This is a genomic window from Pseudomonas kitaguniensis, assembly GCF_049199985.1.
GTDB classification, from domain to species: domain Bacteria; phylum Pseudomonadota; class Gammaproteobacteria; order Pseudomonadales; family Pseudomonadaceae; genus Aquipseudomonas; species Aquipseudomonas kitaguniensis.
The window spans coordinates 212,838-231,092 of the sequence record NZ_JBLZPT010000004.1; the positions used below are offsets into that span (position 1 = coordinate 212,838).

At 60.7% G+C, this 18,255-nt stretch carries 25 protein-coding genes; 9 read left to right on the plus strand and 16 right to left on the minus strand.

The window, feature by feature from the left end; all coding sequences use genetic code 11:
- Positions 1-4 precede the first annotated feature (4 nt).
- Positions 5-733 carry an alpha/beta hydrolase gene (locus tag ACOZK9_RS08135; protein WP_152747300.1) on the plus strand — a complete coding sequence of 243 codons (729 nt, stop codon included), beginning with the start codon at positions 5-7 and terminating at the stop codon, positions 731-733.
- Entirely contained in the window at positions 730-1,260 is a 531-nt protein-coding gene (locus tag ACOZK9_RS08140; RefSeq protein ID WP_152747299.1) for a hypothetical protein, read from the plus strand. Before ACOZK9_RS08135 ends, ACOZK9_RS08140 begins: the two co-directional genes overlap by 4 nt.
- Before the next feature lie 255 nt (positions 1,261-1,515).
- Here ACOZK9_RS08140 and ACOZK9_RS08145 read toward each other — a convergent pair whose 3' ends face one another.
- From ACOZK9_RS08145 to ccmA, 10 genes are all read right to left on the minus strand, one after another.
- A complete protein-coding gene (locus ACOZK9_RS08145) occupies positions 1,516-1,908 on the minus strand; it encodes a hypothetical protein (RefSeq protein ID WP_058411747.1) in 393 nt (130 codons plus the stop codon).
- 16 nt (positions 1,909-1,924) lie between these two features.
- Positions 1,925-3,109 carry a c-type cytochrome biogenesis protein CcmI gene (ccmI, locus tag ACOZK9_RS08150; protein WP_421555604.1) on the minus strand — a complete coding sequence of 395 codons (1,185 nt, stop codon included), beginning with the start codon at positions 3,107-3,109 and terminating at the stop codon, positions 1,925-1,927.
- Positions 3,102-3,575, minus strand: coding sequence for a cytochrome c-type biogenesis protein (locus ACOZK9_RS08155; protein ID WP_058411749.1), 474 nt, complete (start codon positions 3,573-3,575; stop codon positions 3,102-3,104). The genes ccmI and ACOZK9_RS08155 overlap by 8 nt, the downstream gene beginning before the upstream one ends.
- Positions 3,572-4,108, minus strand: coding sequence for a DsbE family thiol:disulfide interchange protein (locus ACOZK9_RS08160; protein ID WP_058411750.1), 537 nt, complete (start codon positions 4,106-4,108; stop codon positions 3,572-3,574). The genes ACOZK9_RS08155 and ACOZK9_RS08160 overlap by 4 nt, the downstream gene beginning before the upstream one ends.
- Positions 4,105-6,093, minus strand: a complete 1,989-nt coding sequence (locus ACOZK9_RS08165; RefSeq protein WP_122252054.1) for a heme lyase CcmF/NrfE family subunit — start codon at positions 6,091-6,093, stop codon at positions 4,105-4,107. Before ACOZK9_RS08165 ends, ACOZK9_RS08160 begins: the two co-directional genes overlap by 4 nt.
- A gap of 3 nt (positions 6,094-6,096) precedes the next feature.
- Positions 6,097-6,564 (minus strand): cytochrome c maturation protein CcmE, encoded by a 468-nt coding sequence (gene ccmE / locus ACOZK9_RS08170; RefSeq protein ID WP_099239014.1) that lies wholly within the window; start codon positions 6,562-6,564, stop codon positions 6,097-6,099.
- Complete coding sequence (ccmD, locus tag ACOZK9_RS08175; RefSeq protein WP_058411752.1) at positions 6,561-6,737, minus strand: heme exporter protein CcmD; 177 nt, start codon at positions 6,735-6,737, stop codon at positions 6,561-6,563. Before ccmD ends, ccmE begins: the two co-directional genes overlap by 4 nt.
- Entirely contained in the window at positions 6,734-7,489 is a 756-nt protein-coding gene (locus tag ACOZK9_RS08180; protein WP_058411753.1) for a heme ABC transporter permease, read from the minus strand. Before ACOZK9_RS08180 ends, ccmD begins: the two co-directional genes overlap by 4 nt.
- A gap of 100 nt (positions 7,490-7,589) precedes the next feature.
- Positions 7,590-8,258, minus strand: a complete 669-nt coding sequence (gene ccmB / locus ACOZK9_RS08185; RefSeq protein ID WP_421555605.1) for a heme exporter protein CcmB — start codon at positions 8,256-8,258, stop codon at positions 7,590-7,592.
- Complete coding sequence (ccmA, locus tag ACOZK9_RS08190; protein ID WP_421555606.1) at positions 8,255-8,890, minus strand: cytochrome c biogenesis heme-transporting ATPase CcmA; 636 nt, start codon at positions 8,888-8,890, stop codon at positions 8,255-8,257. Before ccmA ends, ccmB begins: the two co-directional genes overlap by 4 nt.
- 197 nt (positions 8,891-9,087) lie before the next feature.
- Here ccmA and fliK point away from each other — a divergent pair, with 197 nt between their 5' ends.
- A complete protein-coding gene (gene fliK, locus ACOZK9_RS08195; protein WP_421555607.1) occupies positions 9,088-10,665 on the plus strand; it encodes a flagellar hook-length control protein FliK in 1,578 nt (525 codons plus the stop codon).
- Positions 10,662-10,991 (plus strand): EscU/YscU/HrcU family type III secretion system export apparatus switch protein, encoded by a 330-nt coding sequence (locus ACOZK9_RS08200; RefSeq protein WP_058411757.1) that lies wholly within the window; start codon positions 10,662-10,664, stop codon positions 10,989-10,991. The genes fliK and ACOZK9_RS08200 overlap by 4 nt, the downstream gene beginning before the upstream one ends.
- Before the next feature lie 70 nt (positions 10,992-11,061).
- Here ACOZK9_RS08200 and ACOZK9_RS08205 read toward each other — a convergent pair whose 3' ends face one another.
- Both ACOZK9_RS08205 and moaB read right to left on the minus strand, forming a co-directional pair.
- A complete protein-coding gene (locus ACOZK9_RS08205) occupies positions 11,062-12,279 on the minus strand; it encodes a molybdopterin molybdotransferase MoeA (RefSeq protein WP_421555608.1) in 1,218 nt (405 codons plus the stop codon).
- Entirely contained in the window at positions 12,272-12,811 is a 540-nt protein-coding gene (gene moaB / locus ACOZK9_RS08210; RefSeq protein ID WP_058411759.1) for a molybdenum cofactor biosynthesis protein B, read from the minus strand. Before moaB ends, ACOZK9_RS08205 begins: the two co-directional genes overlap by 8 nt.
- A 76-nt stretch (positions 12,812-12,887) precedes the next feature.
- Here moaB and mobA point away from each other — a divergent pair, with 76 nt between their 5' ends.
- Together mobA and ACOZK9_RS08220 are read left to right on the plus strand one after the other, a co-directional pair.
- Complete coding sequence (gene mobA / locus ACOZK9_RS08215; RefSeq protein WP_421555609.1) at positions 12,888-13,490, plus strand: molybdenum cofactor guanylyltransferase MobA; 603 nt, start codon at positions 12,888-12,890, stop codon at positions 13,488-13,490.
- Between the two features lie 79 nt (positions 13,491-13,569).
- The gene (locus ACOZK9_RS08220) at positions 13,570-13,791 is read left to right on the plus strand and encodes a YgdI/YgdR family lipoprotein (protein ID WP_058411760.1); all 222 of its coding nucleotides are present in this window, start codon (positions 13,570-13,572) and stop codon (positions 13,789-13,791) included.
- Positions 13,792-13,846: 55 nt separating this feature from the next.
- Here ACOZK9_RS08220 and ACOZK9_RS08225 read toward each other — a convergent pair whose 3' ends face one another.
- From ACOZK9_RS08225 to ACOZK9_RS08240, 4 genes are all read right to left on the minus strand, one after another.
- Positions 13,847-14,737, minus strand: coding sequence for a pseudouridine synthase (locus ACOZK9_RS08225; protein ID WP_421555628.1), 891 nt, complete (start codon positions 14,735-14,737; stop codon positions 13,847-13,849).
- Between the two features lie 71 nt (positions 14,738-14,808).
- Entirely contained in the window at positions 14,809-15,144 is a 336-nt protein-coding gene (locus ACOZK9_RS08230) for a transcriptional regulator (protein WP_122252049.1), read from the minus strand.
- A gap of 74 nt (positions 15,145-15,218) precedes the next feature.
- Complete coding sequence (locus tag ACOZK9_RS08235; RefSeq protein WP_421555610.1) at positions 15,219-15,455, minus strand: glutaredoxin family protein; 237 nt, start codon at positions 15,453-15,455, stop codon at positions 15,219-15,221.
- A gap of 115 nt (positions 15,456-15,570) precedes the next feature.
- Complete coding sequence (locus ACOZK9_RS08240; RefSeq protein WP_152747291.1) at positions 15,571-16,779, minus strand: ammonium transporter; 1,209 nt, start codon at positions 16,777-16,779, stop codon at positions 15,571-15,573.
- Between the two features lie 344 nt (positions 16,780-17,123).
- Between ACOZK9_RS08240 and ACOZK9_RS08245 the strand changes: the two genes are divergently transcribed.
- The 3 genes from ACOZK9_RS08245 to ACOZK9_RS08255 are packed head-to-tail and all read left to right on the plus strand — an operon-like array spanning position 17,124 to position 18,184.
- Positions 17,124-17,438 (plus strand): ElaB/YgaM/YqjD family protein, encoded by a 315-nt coding sequence (locus ACOZK9_RS08245; protein ID WP_058411763.1) that lies wholly within the window; start codon positions 17,124-17,126, stop codon positions 17,436-17,438.
- A 3-nt stretch (positions 17,439-17,441) separates the two neighbouring features.
- On the plus strand, positions 17,442-17,846 hold the full coding sequence (locus ACOZK9_RS08250; protein ID WP_058411764.1) for a phage holin family protein: 405 nt from the start codon (positions 17,442-17,444) through the stop codon (positions 17,844-17,846).
- Positions 17,843-18,184 (plus strand): hypothetical protein, encoded by a 342-nt coding sequence (locus tag ACOZK9_RS08255; RefSeq protein ID WP_122252047.1) that lies wholly within the window; start codon positions 17,843-17,845, stop codon positions 18,182-18,184. Before ACOZK9_RS08250 ends, ACOZK9_RS08255 begins: the two co-directional genes overlap by 4 nt.
- The last annotated feature ends 71 nt before the right edge of the window (positions 18,185-18,255 follow it).

The following is an 18,255-nucleotide window of genomic DNA, read 5'->3' on the forward strand; positions in this document are numbered from 1 at the left end:
GAGCATGGAAGCAGAGAAAATAATTTTACCTAATGGCAACACTGCAAGTCTGGCGGCAACGCACACATTGACAGCGGTGAACGATCCACAAATAAAAATCGTACCTGTACCTGCGACTAAACCTATTATTTTTTACATTGGTGGCGCTGGAGACCAAGAAAGCTATTACTCTCAAGGTGCTTTTCACAACATCGATGATGTCGACTTGCTGATGTCAAAAAGGATGGCAGTCGCACAACTTTCCGAAAAATACACAAAATACGTATGGGGATATAATGAAGCGCGTGGGGGGCGCGACATTAAAGAACACATCACCAATCTCATTCCTAGCAAGTCGTGCCCTATCTATATAGTCGGACACAGCCTAGGCGCGTGGAATGGCGCTCACCTCTCAAAGATGCTGTCTGATGAAGGTTACAAAATCGCACTTCTAATAACCTTAGACCCTGTAGGAAAAGGATTTTTGGTGTGGTTAGGTTCTGATATCTACTACTCTGAACCAGCTCCAGTGGCTGACATGTGGATCAATATCCGCGCTAACCCAGTGAAGCCAGATGCGTCAGACCACGTTGCAAACTTTGGAGAACGCTGGATTGTGAGCCAAGGCCCAGCGATCAATACCACAGTAAACATACATCACGCGTTTGCGAGTCACATGATGGTTGCACCGATCCAGGGTACAAAATGTGCTCTGGACTTCCTTTATGAAGCGTACGTGAAAAATATAAAATGATTAAACTTAAAAAGTTACTAATATTCGCCACTGCACTGATTTTCAGCGCATGCGCTCGGACACCAAACATACCGCCGGCATCATTAACATTTAAAGGGTTTGAACGCCGTGAAGACTCGCTACTTTACGTGACGCTGGAATCAGATCAAAACCTGAGCAAAGTCTTCACCCTCTATGAAAAAAAGAACCAGAATACGCCTAAACTTGTATGCACGTTGAATCACGATAAAAATTTCGATGTAAACCATACAATTAAAGCGCGAGGCGTAGGCCTCCTGGAAGCTGATGCCACACCCAATAACACTGGGAAATTTTACTTCCGGTCTTCGCTATCATTCAATGCGACCGAAGAGCGAGAGGTACCTATCCCAACCTCAATCACCTCGGGCGCCGTATTGGAGAATCTGTTAGCGGGACAACAGAGCATCCCCTGCCAGGTGTACATCACTGCTTATGGATTCAAAGCTTATTACACCAATACTGTGTATATTCCTACCGCAGAACTGATTACACATCTAAAAAAATAAGCAGTGCGGCTGAACACCCCCATTAATTGCTTAATGACCGCTACTTTTCCGGAAGCAATAATTTCGCCTGAATATGCTCTATTACTTTTTGCCGGCGTTACTTGCGTAGGACTACGCAAGGTGACGCGGAGCGTCACGGGGTGTATTCCCACGCAGAGCATGGGAACAATAATAGCTGCGCTCCACAGTTGCCCTGGGGTGTTTGAAGGGTTGTATTTCAAGGCCAAAAAAAGGCGACCCGAAGGTCGCCTTTTGTCATTGCGCGTACTGCTTGCTCAACCCCGGCGGCACGCCTTGCACGTTGGTCTCTTCCCACGGGCCGTTCGGGCTGATCGAGCGGCTCCAGCCGTTGCTCCAGCGGTAATACGTGCGCTGGCGGTAGAAGGTGTCGGGCTGTTCTTCCAGCACGTACACCTGCATCTTGCCGTCCCAGTGGCTGGCGGCGCCCGGTGGCGGGGCGAAGGTTGGCGACGAACTTGGCAATGCTTTCGGTGGCGGGGTGACCGGGGCCGAGGGTTGGGTGCTCGGCTGGGTCGACGGGCCGGACGGCGGGATGGTCGGGCCGGTGGGCGCGGGAGGTCGGTGGACCGCACAGGCGCTCAGGCCCAATACCAGGCTGAGCAGGGTGATTCGTGCGAGTGCGGTCATGGGCGTTTCCTCGAATTTATTTATCCGGACGGTCGATGGTCAGCTGCTGCGTGGCAGTGGTGGTGCTGGCCAAGGGTTGGCTGCGGCCGATCCACTCGCCAGCGGTCGGTTGACCTGCCCGGGATAGGCGCGCAACCAGTTGGACTTCGGCGAAGTTCGACAGTTTCAACTGCGGCATCATCGCGTCGCTATCACCGAGTTCGACGGTGATGGGCAGCTCGGCGACGCTGACGCGCTTGGCCGCTAACGGCGCAGGTGGGCCGTTTACCGCGCGGGCAAAGATGAACACGCTGTCACTCGGCAGGGCGTTGGCTTTTACCTCGCTGGACAGGTCTACGCGCACTTTGATCACGGCTTTTTGCGCGACGCTGCCGCCGTTTTCCTTGAGCTTTTCGGCCGCGCGGTCGATGCCGCCTTGCAGCGCGACGCGCGAGTTATCTTCCGGCGCCAGTTGGGCCAACAAGCGGTTCCAGTAGTCGATGGCTTCCTGGTAACGCTGGCCTTCAAAGGCGGCGATGCCGAGCAGGCCCAGGCTGGTGACTTCTTTGGGGTCGAGCTTCAAGGCTTCATCGGTCAACGCGTGCACTTTGGGCGACCACTGTTTATTGTCGGCAAAGTACTGCGCCTGCGCCCACTGGCCGAGCAGTTCCGGCTGGCGCCCGGCTAACGCGACGGTGCGTTCGAAGATTTTCGCGGCATCGGCGGAGCGGTCCTGCGCCATGTAGGCGCGGCCGAGAAAGTAGAGGCCTTCCGGCGAGTCCGGTTGCGCGGCGGCGGCGCGTTCCAGGCGGCGGGTCATGTCTTGCATGGACACCGGCGGCTGGGAAAATTCGCGGGTCAGTTCGACCTTGTCGATGGCCCCGTAGTGCAGGTACAGCGCAACGCCCAAAATCGGCACCAGAAACGCCGCCAAAAACGGTAGCGGTTTGCCCAGGCGCGATTCACGAGGTTTTTCCACACCTTCAGTGTCGGCCAACAATTCACGCGCAGCTTCGGCGCGGCCAGTGTCGAGTTGCGTGGTATTCAGTACGCCTTCGTCCTGCTGCACTTGCAGCTCGGCCACGCGTTCCTGGTAAAGCGCCACGTTCAGCGCGGTGCGGTCCTCTTCACGCTGGGCACGGCGGCCGCGCAACACAGGGATCAACAGAAAACTCAGGGCAATCAGGAGCAGCAAGCCGGCTGCGAGCCAAAAATCAATCATCAGTCTGGGTGTCCAGCAATTGGTCGAGGCGTTTACGCTCTTCAGCGGATAGCGCGTCGGAGCCATCGGTAGGCGCGGCGCGGCGACGGCGGACGATCACGGCCATGACGACAATACCGGCCAGCAACAGCCCGGCGGGGCCGAACCAGAGCAGCGCGGTCTTGCCGGTGAGCGCCGGTTTGTAGCGCACAAAATCACCGTAGCGGTCGACCATGAAGTCGATGATCTGCTGGTTGTCCTTGCCCTCCCCCAGCATGCGGAAAATCTCTTTGCGCAGGTCGGCGGCGATGGGTGCGTTGGAGTCGGCGATGTCCTGGTTCTGGCACTTGGGGCAGCGCAGCTCTTTGGTCAGCTCGCGAAAGCGCTCGCGCTCGGCGTCGTTGGCGAATTCGTAGGTGTCGATGGCGGCGTGGGCCACACTGGCCAAGCCCAGCGCCAGAACCGCAGCGGCTAACAGGCGCTTCATGGTTTGGCCTCATCGACCAGCGCCTGGTACTTGGCGGCGAGTTGTTCACGCCAGACCACTTCGTCGATCACGCCGACATACTTGTCGCGGATCACGCCTTTGGCGTCGATGAAGAAGGTTTCCGGAGCGCCGTACACACCGAGGTTGAGGCCAAGGTTGCCGTCTTCATCGCGAATGTCCAACTGGTACGGGTTGTGAAATTCCGCCAGCCATTTGCGCGCCGCTGCATTGTCGTCCTTGTAGTTGATGCCGTAGATCAGCACGCCTTTCTCGGCCAGCGCGTTGAGCACCGGGTGTTCGACGCGGCACGAGATGCACCAGGTCGCCCACACGTTGACCAATGCCGGTTTGCCCAACAGGTCCGCTTGAGTCAGGGTTTTGTCGCCCTGCACAGTCGGCAGCGCGAACGCCGGGAATGGCTTGCCGATCATCGCCGACGGCAGCTCTGCCGGGTCCAGATAAAGGCCGCGATACAGGAACACCGCCACCACCAGAAACACTGCCAGCGGCATCACCATCAACCAACGCTTCATGCCGGTGCTCCTGAAAGGCCGAGGGCTTCACGCACCCGGCTCTTGACCTTGACCCGATAACGCCGGTCCATCGCCGCCAGCAAACCACCGAAACCGGTGAGCAAACCGCCGAACCAGATCCAGCGCACGAACGGTTTTACATGCACACGCACCGCCCACGCGCCGTCGCCCAGCGGTTCACCCAGCGCTACGTAGAGGTCACGGGTGAAACCGGCGTCGATGCCGGCTTCGGTCATCATTGAACTCTGCACGGTGTACAGGCGTTTTTCCGGGTGCAGCACCGCCACTTCCTTGCCGTTGCGGACGACGCGAACAGTGCCTTTGTCCGACGTAAAGTTTGGGCCTTCGAAGTGCTTGGCGCCTTCGAAGATGAAGTGGTAACCGGCCAGGTCCATCGACTCGCCCGGTGCCAGGCGCAGGTCGCGCTCGGCGCTGTTCTGGCTGGAAAGCACCACGCCAAGCGCGCACACGGCGATGCCAATATGCGCGACTTGCATGCCCCAGTAGCTGCGGGTCAGGCTTGGTAACCCTTTGATCAGGCCTTTGTGGCGGGTTTTGTCGACGATGTCGCGCAGGCCGGCGAGCATGACCCAGGCGGCGAGCAGGAAGGTCGCGAGTACCGCCCAGTTGAAGTCACCGTAGGCAAAGCCTGCGATCACCGCCAAGGCCACACTGCCCAGCAGCACCGGCATCAGCATGCCCGCCAGCCATTTCACCGGGGTGTCTTTCCAGCGCACCAGCATGCCCACGGCCATCACCACCATCAACAGGCCCATCAACGGAATAAACAACGCGTTGAAGTACGGCGGGCCAACCGACAGCTTGGCGCCGCTGAGGGCATCCAGTACCAGCGGATACAGCGTGCCGAGCAGGATCATCGACGCCGCCACCACCAGCACCAGGTTATTGCCCAGCAACAGGGTTTCCCGCGACCACAGGTTGAAGCCCACATGGCTCTTGACCACTGGCGCGCGCAGGGCGAACAGCGTGAGCGAGCCGCCGACCACGAACAGCAGGAAAATCAGGATGAATACGCCGCGCGCCGGGTCGGAGGCAAACGCATGCACCGAAGTCAAAACCCCCGAACGCACGAGGAAAGTACCGAGCAGGCTGAGGGAAAACGCCGCGATGGCCAGCAGCACTGTCCAGCTTTTGAACACGCCGCGTTTTTCGGTGACGGCCAGCGAGTGAATCAGCGCGGTGCCGACCAGCCACGGCATAAAGGAGGCATTTTCCACCGGGTCCCAGAACCACCAGCCGCCCCAGCCAAGTTCGTAATAGGCCCACCATGAGCCCAGCGTGATGCCGATACCGAGGAAGGCCCAGGCGACGATGGTCCACGGCCGCGACCAGCGCGCCCATGCGGCATCAAGGCGCCCGCCGAGCAAGGCAGCGATGGCGAAGGCAAAGGCTACCGAGAAACCCACATAACCCATGTAGAGCATCGGCGGGTGCACGATCAGGCCAATGTCTTGCAGCAGCGGGTTAAGGTCATGTCCGTTGACCGGTATCTGCGGCAGGATGCGCGTGAACGGGTTGGAGGTCATGATCAGGAACAGCAGGAAGCCGATGCTGATCATGCCCATCACCGCCAGCACCCGCGCCAGCATGACTTGCGGCAGTTGGCGCGAGAACACCGACACGGCGAAGGTCCAGCCACCGAGGATCAACGCCCACAGCAGCAACGACCCTTCGTGCGCGCCCCACACGGCGCTGAACTTGTAGTACCAAGGCAGCGCGCTGTTGGAGTTATTGGCCACATAGGCGACGGAAAAGTCGTCGGTCATGAAGGCGTAGGTCAGGCAACCAAACGCGAACACCAGGAACGCAAATTGGCCCCAGGCGGCCGGCTGCGCGAGGCTCATCCACAGTCGGTCGCCGCGCCAGGCGCCGAGCAACGGGACCACGGCCTGGACGACGGCGAAACACAGGGCGAGGATCATCGCCAACTGGCCCAGCTCCGGAATAAACAGTGCAGAGGTCATGGCTCAGCCCTCCCTGGCTGGGGATGCAGGAGTAGAAGGTGCCGACTGGCCGCTGTCTTTCAGGGCTTTGGTGACTTCCGGCGGCATGTATTTTTCGTCGTGTTTGGCCAGCACTTCATCGGCCACTACCACGCCATCGGCATTCAGCTTGCCCAGCGCGACGATGCCCTGACCTTCGCGGAACAGGTCCGGGAGAATGCCGCGATAGGTGATGGTTACAGACTTGCTGAAGTCGGTGACGACGAAGGTGACGTCGAGGGAGTCGCCGGAGCGTTGCAGTGAACCCTTCTCGACCATGCCACCGGCGCGAATGCGCTTGCCCTGCGGGGCTTCGCCGTTGGCGATTTGGGTCGGGGTGTAGAACAGGTTGATGTTCTCTCGCAGGGCGCTCATCGCCAGGCCCACGGCAAGGCTCACCCCGGCGAGAATGGCGAGGATGATCAACAGACGCTTTCTACGCAGCGGATTCACTTTTCGGTCTCCCGGCGCAGACGACGCGCCTCTTGTTGCAGGTAACGCTTGCGGGCCAGGATCGGCGCGGCGACGTTGAGGGCCAGCACTGCCAGGCAGATGCCATAAGCCGTCCAGACATACAGGCCGTGATGGCCCATGGCGATAAAGTCACTGAAAGACGCAAAACTCATCCACGCGCTCCCAGGCTTTCCTGCACGTGTGCCTTGACCCAACTGGCGCGGGCTTCACGCTTGAGTATTTCAAGGCGCATGCGCATCAACAGCACGGCGCCGAAGAAGCAGTAGAACCCCAGCACCATCACCAGCAGCGGCGCCCACATTTCGACGGGCATAGCCGGTTTTTCGGTAAGGCTGAAGGTGGCGCCCTGGTGCAGCGTGTTCCACCACTCCACCGAGTATTTGATGATCGGGATGTTGATCACGCCGACGATTGCCAGCACCGCGCAGGCCTTGGCGGCGCTGTCGCGGTTACTGATCGCATTGCCCAACGCGATCAGGCCGAAGTACAGGAACAGCAGAATCAGCATTGAGGTCAGGCGCGCATCCCACACCCACCACGAACCCCAGGTCGGTTTGCCCCAGATCGCGCCGGTGACCAGCGCCACGGCGGTCATCCACGCGCCGACCGGTGCGGCGCATTGCAGGGCGACGTCCGCCAGCTTCATCTTCCACACCAGGCCGACAACGCCGCACACCGCTAGCATCACGTAGCAGGACTGCGCCAGCATCGCGGCAGGAACGTGGATATAGATGATGCGAAAGCTGTTGCCTTGCTGGTAGTCCGGCGGCGCGAAGGCCAGGCCCCAGACCAGGCCGATGCCGATCAGCAATAAGGCGGCCAGGCTCAACCACGGCAGCAGCTTGCCGCTGATGCCGTAAAACCACTTGGGCGAGCCGAGCTTGTGAAACCAGGTCCAGTTCATTGCTGTTTCCATCACGGGTGCTTGCCGTCTTGGCGGCAAGCTTAGGGTGTTTCTTATGTTGAAGAGCGGGTTAAAGTTACAACGCTTAACCAGACCTCATTCATTCGCCGACGCTGATCTTCAGGCCGGCGGCTATAGCAAAGGGTGTCAGGGTTACCGCCAGGGCGGCCAGGCTGCCAAGCCACAAGAGGTAACCGGTCGCCGGCATGCCCATGAGCGCGGCTTGCATAGCTCCGCTGCCCAAAATCAACACCGGGATGTACAAAGGCAGAATCAGCAGCGCCAGCAACAGGCCGCCGCGCTTCAAACCCACGGTCAGCGCCGCGCCCACTGCGCCCAACAGGCTGAGCGTCGGCGTGCCGAGCAACAATGACAACAGCAACACCGGCAAGCATTCGGTCGGCAACCCTAGCATCATCGCCAGCAACGGTGAGAGCAACACCAGCGCCAAGCCGGAGAACGCCCAGTGTGCCAGCACCTTGGCCAGTACCAGAAGTGGCAGCGGGTGCGGCGAAAGGACCCACTGTTCGAGGGAACCGTCTTCGAAATCACTGCGAAACAGCCCGTCCAGCGAGAGCAGCACCGATAACAGCGCGGCGACCCACACCAGCCCTGGAGACAAGGTTTGCAACAGTTTGGTCTCGGGGCCGACTGCCAACGGGAACAGCGCAATAACGATGGCAAAGAACACCAAAGGGTTGGCCAGTTCGGCCGGGCGACGGCACAACAACCGTGCTTCGCGGGCCACCAGCAGGGCAAACACACTCACAGCGACCACCGGCCCAAATCGAGGTCACGGTAACCGGCGGGCATGCGCGCCAAGGTGTGATGGGTGGTGAGCACCACCAGGCCGCCCTGCTCGCAGTGCCGGGCCAGGTGTTCTTCAAGTTGGGCGACGCCGTGTTTGTCGAGGGCGGTGAACGGCTCGTCGAGAATCCACAGCGGCGGGCCGGGCAAGTACAAACGGGCCAGGGCCACGCGGCGCTGTTGGCCGGCAGACAAGGTGTGACAGGGCTGGTCTTCAAAACCCTGGAGGCCGACCGCGGCCAGCGCCTGCCAGATAGCGTCGCGGCCAGCCGGGTGATGCAGGGCGCTGAGCCAAACGAGGTTTTCTTCAGGCGTCAGCACGTCCTTGAGGCCGGCGGCGTGGCCGATCCACACAAGGTTGCGCGCCAGTGTGCTGCGTTGTTCGGTGAGGGGTTTACCGTTGAGGCGTACTTCACCGGCGGTCGGCTGCATCAAACCGGCCAGCAGCCGCAACAGGCTGGTCTTGCCACTGCCGTTCGGGCCGCTGATTTGCACCATGTCGCCGCCCGCCAAGCGCAGTTCGAGGTGTTCGAAGAGCATCCGCAGGTCGCGTTCACAGGCAAGCGCTACGGCTTCAAGAAGAGGGCTGGTCAAAAGATCGAGGGCCTTTACGGTTCAAGTCGGCGGTGTAGCAGCCGTTATAGAGATGCACAATACCGGCTTTGGCGACCGATTTTAGAGAGCTGGATCAAATAGTTGTGAGGTTTTTACCGCTCTCGTCGCACAGGAGCGGCATTATACATGCGATGCCCTGCTCTAAAGAGCGCAATTTCCCAGAGACGACGCGCACGATGACCGGTGAGATCAACCTTCCTACGCTGCCGCCTGCCCCGGCCACCGGGCCTGCGCCGCTGCCCGCCAGCGGCGAGTTGCTGAAACTGCTTGAGCCGCAGACCGGGCTGATCGACCCTGGCAAAACCGCAAACGCCGAGGTGATTGCGCTTAAACAAGGCGGCGATGCATTTCAGTTGTTGCTCAAGTTGACCCTCGAAGGGGGCCGCCAGACATTGGTCCAAGCGAGCAGCGCGCAGCCGTTGCCGTTGGGCAGTAACGTGGCCGTTAGCCAAACGCCCACCGGCAACCTGACCCTCTCGCTGCAGCAAGCCTTGAGCGCCAACGTGGCCGCCCTCACCCGCATCGACACCACGCAAATGCCGGTGGGCACGCTGTTGCAAGGCAAGGTGCTGACCACGCAAATGCTGCCTCAGGGCACGGCGCAACCGGCGGTCTACCGCTCGCTGGTGACAGTGCTCAATAACGCCCTGGCCGGTGCGAGCCTGACCGTGGAAAGCCCGCAGCCACTGCGGGTCGGCAGTTTGCTCAGCGCGGTGGTGCAGAGCGCACAGACCTTGAATTTTGTGCCGCTGAGCGGGCGCCAGGATCAATTGGCCGTCACCCAGCAGCTCTCGACCCAGCAAAGTCGCCAAGGCTCACTGGATGTGGTGTTTAACGCCTTGCAAAACCTGCCTGGCGATGACAGTACGTCCACCGACCTGCGTGCTGCGGCCGACCGCTTGCTCGCGGCCTTGCCCGACCTGGCACAAGTCAGCAACCCCAAGGTGCTGGCACAGTTGGTACAGAACAGCGGTGCGTTTCTTGAAGCCAAATTGCTGGTCGGGCAAAACCCGCAAATACCCCCGCTGGACATGAAAGGCGCCCTGCTGCGGCTGGTCGCCGACTTGCTGCCTGCGCTGCCCGCCGGCACCAACCTCAATGCCATCCTCGCCGCCAATACCCTGGCCCAAGTGATGCCGAATTTTGTGCGCAATCCGCTGAATACCCTCGGCCAAATCGGCGCCCGGCAAGCCCCCGCAGGTTTCCCGCTGCCGGCACGGCTGGTGGCGCGCCTTGAAGGCGAAGGCGACCTGGAAAACCTGCTGCGCCTGGCCGCAGGGGCGATCTCGCGGTTGCAGAGCCATCAGTTGTCGAGCCTGGAACAAACCGGCTTGACCGCCGATGGTCGGCTGCAAAGCACCTGGCAGTTGGAAATCCCGATGCGCACCTTGCAGGACATCGTGCCGTTGCAGCTCAAGTTCCAGCGCGAAGAACCGGTGCCAGACAAGGACACGCCCGAACGCAAAGACAAGAAAGACCCCAAACAGATGCTCTGGCGCGTCGAGCTGGCGTTCGACATGGAGCCGTTGGGGCCGTTACAGGTTCAGGCGCAATTGACGCAGGGCAAACTGTCCAGCCAGCTCTGGGCCGCCCGGCCGTTCACGGCCAGTTTGATCGAAAGCCACCTAGGCAGTTTGCGCGAGCGTCTGGTGACATCGGGCATCAACGTCGGTGACCTCGATTGCCACCTCGGCACCCCGCCACGCGGGCCAAAAACCGGGCTGGAGCAACGTTGGGTGGATGAAACGGCATGAACAACACTGACCCGCCGCGCCAGGCAATTGCCCTCAAATACGACGGCCAGCAAGCGCCGACTCTGACGGCCAAAGGCGACGATGCCTTGGCTGAAGCGATTTTGAAGTTGGCGCGGGAAAATGAAGTGCCGATCTATGAGAACGCCGAGCTGGTGAAGCTGCTAGCGCGAATGGAGTTGGGCGACAGCATCCCCGAGGAGTTGTACCGCACAGTCGCCGAGATCATTGCGTTTGCCTGGACGCTGAAAGGCAAGTTCCCGGCAGGGTACGACCCGAATGCGGCGCCAGTGGAACGGGACGTGACCGAACGCGGGGATGATTACTAGCCGGTAACAAGTCGCCCACTGTGGCGAGCGGGCTTGCCACACAAGCCCGTCGGCCACCAAAGCCGGCAGGTCAGTTGAGGATGTCGCTCAGCGGGATGAAGTTGACCCGATCGCCTGGCGCCAGCGTCGTGCCTTCCAGCACTTCCACAAACCCTTGCGCCCATGCCGCGCTGCGCAGCACGCCGGAGCTTTGGTTGCGATAGATGATCGCCTTGCCCTGCTCGATGCGCGCACGCAGGTATTCGCGGCGGTTGCCAGGCTTGGGCCAGGTGAACCCTACCGGCACTTCGAAGCGCAGCGGCGCCACGTCTTGCACGCCTTGGCGGCGTAGCAGGTAAGGCCGCGCCAACAAGGCGAAGGTCACCAGCGTCGACGCCGGGTTACCGGGCAGGCCGATCACCGGCACACCCCGGAAATGGCCGAAGGTCAGCGGCTTGCCGGGCTTGATCGCGAGCTTCCACAGGGCCAGCTCGCCCTCTTCGCGCAGCGCGATGCCGAGGAAGTCCGCCTCACCCACCGACACACCGCCGGTCGATAGAATCAAGTCGACACTGCCCAGCTCCGCCAGCCGTGTGCGGGTTTTTTCGAGGTCATCCGGCAGAATCCCGGCATCGATCACTTCACAGCCCATGCGCGCCAGCCAACTGCACAGCACGCGGCGGTTACTGTTGTAGATCTGGCCCGGGCCGAGCGGCAAACCGGGCTCGATCAACTCGTCGCCGGTGGACAGCACCGCCACGCGCACGCGGCGCACCACGCTCAGACGATCACGCCCGAGGGAGGCGGCCAAGCCCAGCTCGATTGGCCCCAAGCGCGTGCCGGCCTGCAACACCAACTCGCCAGCAGTGGTTTCCTGGCCTTGGGGGCGGATGTTTTGGCCTACCTGCAACGGCTCGGTAAAACTCACGCGCTCATCGGCGTGAACCACGGCGTTTTCCTGCATCTCTACACAATCTGCGCCTTCGGGCACCGGCGCGCCGGTAAAAATGCGCGCGCAGGTGCCGGCGGCCAACGGCTGCGGCGCCTGACCGGCGAAGATGCGCTGGCTCACCACCAGCGGCTCGCCGGTCCAGTCCGCCAGGCGCACGGCGTAACCGTCCATGGCGCTGTTGGGCCACGGCGGCAGGTCGAGGGTGGAGATCAGGTCTTGCGCCAGTACGCGGCCATCACCTTGCGCCAGCGGCACGCTGTCCTGTTCGCTGATCGGCGTGGCGTCGGCCATCGCCAGCAGTTGCGCCAGCGCGTCTTCTACCGGCAGCAAGTTGCCGGTTTTGCCAGGCTTACCCACGGGACTGGCAGGGTTCGGCCTGCTTCAAGTGCGGTACGAAGTTGCACGGGCGGTGGCGGTTATCCAGTTGCTCGGCGAGGATGCCGTCCCAGCCGGTACGCACCGCGTTGGTCGAGCCCGGCAGGCAGCACACCAGCGTGCCATTGGCCAGGCCAGCGAGGGCACGCGATTGCACGGTAGAGGTGCCAATATCGGCCACGGAGATCTGGCGGAACAGTTCGCCAAACCCGTCGACCTGTTTGTCCAGCAGGCAGCTCACCGCTTCGGGCGTGCTGTCGCGGCCGGTGAAGCCGGTGCCGCCGGTAATCAGCACCACTTGCACCACGTCTTCGGCGATCCAGTGGGCCACTTGCGCGCGAATTTTGTAGAGGTCGTCTTTGAGCAACACGCGCTCGGCCAAGTTATGGCCGGCGGCAGTCAGGCGGTCGACGAACACCTGGCCGGAGGTGTCGGTGTCCAGCGTACGGGTGTCGCTGACGGTCAGTACAGCAATATTCAGGGGTACAAAGGGCGCATCAGCCTTGGCGTTCATGGCTCGGTCCGGTTGTCGAAGGAACAGCCCGATGTTATATCACAGGCCCCTGTTTACCTGCCGCAGCGAAACCGCCATGTCTTTCGATTCGACCCACCTGCCCTGTTCGATTTTACTGCTGGCCGGTGGCCGTGGCCAACGCATGGGCGGCCAGGACAAAGGCTTGCTGCGATGGCACGGCCAACCGCTGATCGCCCATTTGCAGCGCCTGACCCGGCCGCTGACGGATGACCTGATTATCTCGTGCAACCGCAACCATGACCTGTACGCGCCGTATGCCGACCAATTGGTGAGTGACGACAGCCCGGACTTCCCCGGCCCGCTGGCTGGCATCCGCGCGGGACTTGCCGCCGCGCATCACGCGCATCTGCTTATATTGCCGTGCGATGTACCGAACATCGACGTAGGGCTGCTCTACGACCTGCGTGAGACTGCACGCCAAAACCCGCTGTTGCCCGTGATGGTGCGCCACGGCAACTTCTGGGAACCGTTGATTTGCATCATTCCAACCCACCTGCGAAGCCAGGTAGAACAGGCGTGGGAAGCCGGTGAGCGGAGCCCACGCAACATCCTCGTGCAACTCGGCGGCGTGGCCCAGGAATATGCGGCAAATGACCCGAGGTTGGCCAACCTGAATACGCCCGAGCTATTGCACACAGGCTTCGGCGTGTCAGAATGAACCTCGCTTAAGGAACTTTGTCGGCGCCGCGCGCGTCACAGGGTCAGTAATTTAAAAGAATTCTCTCGGAGACAAACTCATGACTCAACGGACCATCGCCGCTCTCATGCTTGCACTGGGCCTCGCTACCCTTGCCGGTTGCGCCTCGCCTACAGTGATCACCCTGAATGACGGTCGCGAAATCCAGGCCGTCGACACGCCTAAATACGACAAGGCTTCGGGCTTCTACGAGTTCCAACAGCTTGACGGCAAGCAAACCCGTATCAACAAAGATCAGGTTCGCACCGTTAAAGACCTGTAAGTCTTAGCGTTTGCCCACAAGGCCCGCCTCGCGCGGGCCTTGTCATGTCTGGCGGTTACCAGTCGAGGGTGATGCGGCTGCGAAAGTCGCGCTGCTCACCGCTGACCGGGTCGATAAAACGCACGCCTTGGGCCAACAGCTTGAGCGGGTTGGCGTAGTCGTCCTCGGCATCCTTGACCACGTCGGGGTAGAACGGATCATTGCAAATGCCCGCCCCGAGCGCGCTCATGTGCACCCGCAACTGATGCTTCTTGCCGGTCACGGGAAACAGGCCGTAGCGCCACCTGTCGCCATTTTTTTCGCGCACTTCCACGGCGGTTTCAGTATTGCTGGCGCCTGGCCCTTCCTGCATGCGAAAGAACGGTTGGCCTTCCACCAGACGGCTTTTGTGCACTCTGGGGAAGGTCAGCTCAGGCAAGGCAGGGGCGATGGCTTCGTAGAATTTGTCGATGCGCCGCGTGGGAAACAGCTGTTGATACGCCGAACGGCTTTGCGGGTTGGCGGAAAACAGCACCAACCCGGCGGTATGCCGATCGATGCGGTGCAGCGGCACCAGCGAGGGGTTGCCGAGGCGCCGAATCAGGCGGCGCAGCAGGGTCTGTTCGACGTATTCACCCGCCGGTGTCACCGGCAAAAAGTGCGGTTTGTCGGCTACCACCAAGTGCTCGTCGGCGTACAGAATGGTTTCCTCAACCGGTATCACTTTCTCGTTCGGCACTTCACGAAAGTAGTAAACGCACAGGCCTTCTTTGTAGGCCAAGTGCTGGCTGATCGGCTGACCATTGCTGTCGAGTACACGGCCACGGGCGATGCGGTCCTGCCAGTGTTCGCGACTGATGGCCTGGAAATGCTCGCACAGGCAATCCAGTACCGTCGCCCAAGGGCCAGGGGGCAAATACAACGTGCTGGCTTGGTGCTCGGACGCACAAAAACCGGAAGTGGACATGAACATGCTCAACGCCTGGGAAACAGGCGAGCATTATCGCGCATGGCGCGCGATTGAGCCTAGGGCGGATCTCAGGCCTTGACCAATTCGGCGCGCAGGATCGGCGAAGCGCTGGCCGCTTCGGTGAATTCCTTGAGCCAGCGCAGCACGTCCACCGCTTCCCAGCGGCCCGGGTCATACAGCGCGTATAACAAGCCCTGATAACCCACCACGTCTAACTGCTTGTGGTAACCGGCGCGCTGGAACAACGCTTCGATCTCGGCGAAGCAGGTATTAAAATGCACCTTGTTAAAAGGCGTCTTGCCTTCCGTGACCAGGCCGTCGAGGCGCAGCTCGTTCACCGCGCCGCGCACGACCTCGGCGGACATGCGATTGACGCTGCTTTTCAGTTGTTCAACATTCACCACGGGGCTTCCCTCTATCCAGTCACTGTACAAACATACAGTAACTTAATATTTGAAAACCCGCTATCGGATAAAGCCTAACGAAGGAAGGCAACCACCTGTTCAGTGTCGAACGGCCAATCCAGTTCCTCCCCTGTGTCGACCCGGCGCAGCACCGGAATCCGCAGGCCGTAGGCCTCGGTGAGATCCTCGGGATCGGCAATATCCACCAACTCCACCAGCAGCCCGTGTTCGACGAGCGGCATGATTTCGGCTTCGGCTATTTCACAAAGGTGGCAACCCAGGGTGCCGAACAACTGGCATTCAGGAAGCATGACGAATCGGCCTGATCAGCAAGTAGGCCATTATTCTATGCCCGCACTATCAACTGTGGCGAGCAAGCCCGCGTGCCACAAAAAGCCCACCTGCCACAGTGGGCCTGCTCGCCGATCAATCCTGGCTGACCGCGCCGATCTTGTGAATCGACAGGTCTGCGCCGTAATACTCTTGTTCCTGGCTCAAGCGCAGCCCGCAGACGCGTTTGATCACGCCGTACACCAATAGCCCGCCAACCAGTGCCACGGCTACGCCGAGCGCGGTGCCGAGCAACTGGCTGATCAGGCTCACGCCGCCCAAACCGCCAAGGGCCGTCTGGCCGAAGAGACCGCAGGCGATACCGCCCCACACGCCGCACAAACCGTGCAGCGGCCACACACCCAACACATCATCGATCTTCCAGCGGTCCTGCGCGGCAATGAAGAACCCCACAAACAAGGCACCCGCGACGGCGCCGGTAACGAGAGCGCCCACCGGGTGCATCAAATCGGAACCGGCGCAGATCGCCACCAGCCCGGCCAGCGGGCCGTTGTGCAGGAAGCCTGGGTCATTGCGGCCGATCACCAAGGCAGCGACGGTGCCACCGACCATGGCCATCAGCGAGTTCACCGCCACCAGCCCGCTGACGCCATTCAGGGTTTGCGCGCTCATCACGTTAAAGCCGAACCAGCCGACGATCAGAATCCACGAGCCCAGCGCCAAAAACGGAATGCTCGACGGCGCAAAGGCCACCAGCCGTCCCTCGCGGTATCGGCCGTTGCGTGGCCCCAGTAACAACACCGCCGCCAACGCGAGCCAGCCGCCCATGGCGTGGACCACCACGGAACCTGCGAAGTCATGAAAGCTGGCGCCGAAGGTCGCGAGCAGCCAAGCCTGTACGCCGAAATTGCCGTTCCACACCATGCCTTCAAAAAACGGATAGATAAACGCTACGATCAACGCCGTGGCACACAGCTGTGGGGCGAACTTCGCACGCTCGGCAATCCCGCCGGAAATAATCGCCGGGATCGCCGCTGCAAACGTCAGCAAGAAGAAGAACTTGACCAGCCCGTAGCCATGATCGGCGCTGATGACCGCCGCCGGTTGCATGAAGCTGACGCCGTAGGAGATCCAATAGCCTATAAAGAAATAGGCCAGTGTGGAAATGGCGAAGTCGCTGAGGATTTTCGACAGTGCGTTGACCTGGTTTTTTTGCCGCACGGTGCCGACTTCAAGAAACGCGAAGCCTGCGTGCATGGCCAGCACCATGACCGCACCGATCAGGATAAACAGGGTATTGGAGCTGTGGACGAGTGTGTCCACCGCGCTTTGCAAATTTTCCATGGAGGTTGGCAGGCCTGCATTAAAGGCAAAAAGCACCAAAGCGGTTCAAGCCAGTATTTCGCGCACTAAATTGGCACCGCCGGTCCCACCCGTCTTCGAGGGCGTGAACCGCTTTAGCGCAGCGATCGACTTAACAGGCTGTTGCCGACAGGGTTTTTCCGCGAGTTTTACGTATTTAGGGTAAGGTTTTTCAAGGCATTGCCTCGGGCCGCCCGGATTCGGCGCAGGCCATCGGCGCGCGCACCATGGCAAAGCAAAAGCTGTACCAAACAATTGCAGTGAACCTTCACCGATACCGGTGACTCGAAACCACATTCACAGATCAGCCAATCACGGAGATAACCATGGCCAGAAGAACTGCAAAGACCGCTCAAGAAATATTGATGGCGGATTTTCAAACCTTGGTCAGCGACACCGAAAAGTTGCTGGATGACACCGCCGTACTGGCCGGTGATCAGGCCGATGAGCTGCGCACCAAGATCCACGACAGCCTGCTCAAAGCCCGCGAAACCCTGCAACTGACCGAAGACTCTCTGCGTGAGCGCGGCCAGGCGGCCGTCACCGCTACCGAAGATTACGTGCAGGCCAACCCTTGGCAGTCGGTCGGCATTGCCGCCGGCGTGGGCTTCCTGATCGGCCTGCTGGCTACAAGGCGCTAAATTATGGCTATCGGCGAATCCGGCTCGTCCACGGGCACACAGTCTTCAGGCAGTGGCTCTACCTCCCGACGCTTGGGCGCGGCCGTATTGGGCCTGCTGCACAGCCACGTCGAATTGTTTGGCATCGAACTGCAGGAACAGAAAGCTCGCACCGTCAGCCTGCTGTTGTTTGCAGGCTTGGCGCTGGTGTTTGCGCTGCTGTTGCTGGTGGGGCTGTCGACACTGGTGATGATTCTGGTGTGGGACACCGGCTATCGTCTGACCGGGATCATCTGCCTCTGCGTGTTCTATACCCTCGCCGCCGCTTTTTGTGGTGTGCGCTTGAAAGCGGCCGTGTTCGATGAGTCCACGCCCTTCCACGCCACCCTTGAAGAGCTGGCCAATGATCGGGAGCGCCTGCTGCCATGAGCATCACTGAAGTCCCACATACCAACTCCCGACGGGAAATGCGCAAGGCGTTGATTCGCCTGCGCATGGAAATGCACCGCCAGGAAATCCGCCACGAGTCGCACCAATTGATGCTGCCCCTGCACAAAGTGCGCAACATGGGCAGCAACTGGCAGGACAGCCTGGGCATCAAACACGCGCCGCTTTGGGGCGTGGCAGCGGTGACGCTTATGGGCTTTTTCACCGGCAAGGGCGCCAAGGGCGGCAGTCTCGGCAAAGTCACGGGCTTGGTGCGGCTGGGTGCCGGTTTGATCCCGCTGATCAAGTTGGCCATGCAGGGCGCTTCGCGTAAAGGTTGAACCCGCGCTGGCTGCATTCTTGCAAACAGAATCGGCCCGGCCCTCGTTATTGAGGGCCGGGCCTTTTTTTC

Bases quoted from the DNA above. Each gene is read 5' to 3' on its own strand.
- ACOZK9_RS08180 (WP_058411753.1), bottom strand. From the start codon at position 7,489: ATGAACTGGACCTGGTTTCACAAGCTCGGCTCGCCCAAGTGGTTTTAC.
- ccmI (WP_421555604.1), bottom strand. From the start codon at position 3,109: ATGATTGATTTTTGGCTCGCAGCCGGCTTGCTGCTCCTGATTGCCCTG.
- ACOZK9_RS08140 (WP_152747299.1), top strand. From the start codon at position 730: ATGATTAAACTTAAAAAGTTACTAATATTCGCCACTGCACTGATTTTC.
- ACOZK9_RS08245 (WP_058411763.1), top strand. From the start codon at position 17,124: ATGGCCAGAAGAACTGCAAAGACCGCTCAAGAAATATTGATGGCGGAT.
- mobA (WP_421555609.1), top strand. From the start codon at position 12,888: ATGTCTTTCGATTCGACCCACCTGCCCTGTTCGATTTTACTGCTGGCC.
- fliK (WP_421555607.1), top strand. From the start codon at position 9,088: ATGACCGGTGAGATCAACCTTCCTACGCTGCCGCCTGCCCCGGCCACC.
- ACOZK9_RS08225 (WP_421555628.1), bottom strand. From the start codon at position 14,737: ATGTCCACTTCCGGTTTTTGTGCGTCCGAGCACCAAGCCAGCACGTTG.
- moaB (WP_058411759.1), bottom strand. From the start codon at position 12,811: ATGAACGCCAAGGCTGATGCGCCCTTTGTACCCCTGAATATTGCTGTA.
- ACOZK9_RS08145 (WP_058411747.1), bottom strand. From the start codon at position 1,908: ATGACCGCACTCGCACGAATCACCCTGCTCAGCCTGGTATTGGGCCTG.
- ACOZK9_RS08160 (WP_058411750.1), bottom strand. From the start codon at position 4,108: ATGAAGCGTTGGTTGATGGTGATGCCGCTGGCAGTGTTTCTGGTGGTG.
- ccmD (WP_058411752.1), bottom strand. From the start codon at position 6,737: ATGAGTTTTGCGTCTTTCAGTGACTTTATCGCCATGGGCCATCACGGC.
- ACOZK9_RS08240 (WP_152747291.1), bottom strand. From the start codon at position 16,779: ATGGAAAATTTGCAAAGCGCGGTGGACACACTCGTCCACAGCTCCAAT.
- ACOZK9_RS08250 (WP_058411764.1), top strand. From the start codon at position 17,442: ATGGCTATCGGCGAATCCGGCTCGTCCACGGGCACACAGTCTTCAGGC.
- ACOZK9_RS08135 (WP_152747300.1), top strand. From the start codon at position 5: ATGGAAGCAGAGAAAATAATTTTACCTAATGGCAACACTGCAAGTCTG.
- ACOZK9_RS08155 (WP_058411749.1), bottom strand. From the start codon at position 3,575: ATGAAGCGCCTGTTAGCCGCTGCGGTTCTGGCGCTGGGCTTGGCCAGT.
- ACOZK9_RS08255 (WP_122252047.1), top strand. From the start codon at position 17,843: ATGAGCATCACTGAAGTCCCACATACCAACTCCCGACGGGAAATGCGC.
- ACOZK9_RS08200 (WP_058411757.1), top strand. From the start codon at position 10,662: ATGAACAACACTGACCCGCCGCGCCAGGCAATTGCCCTCAAATACGAC.
- ACOZK9_RS08235 (WP_421555610.1), bottom strand. From the start codon at position 15,455: ATGCTTCCTGAATGCCAGTTGTTCGGCACCCTGGGTTGCCACCTTTGT.
- ACOZK9_RS08165 (WP_122252054.1), bottom strand. From the start codon at position 6,093: ATGACCTCTGCACTGTTTATTCCGGAGCTGGGCCAGTTGGCGATGATC.
- ACOZK9_RS08220 (WP_058411760.1), top strand. From the start codon at position 13,570: ATGACTCAACGGACCATCGCCGCTCTCATGCTTGCACTGGGCCTCGCT.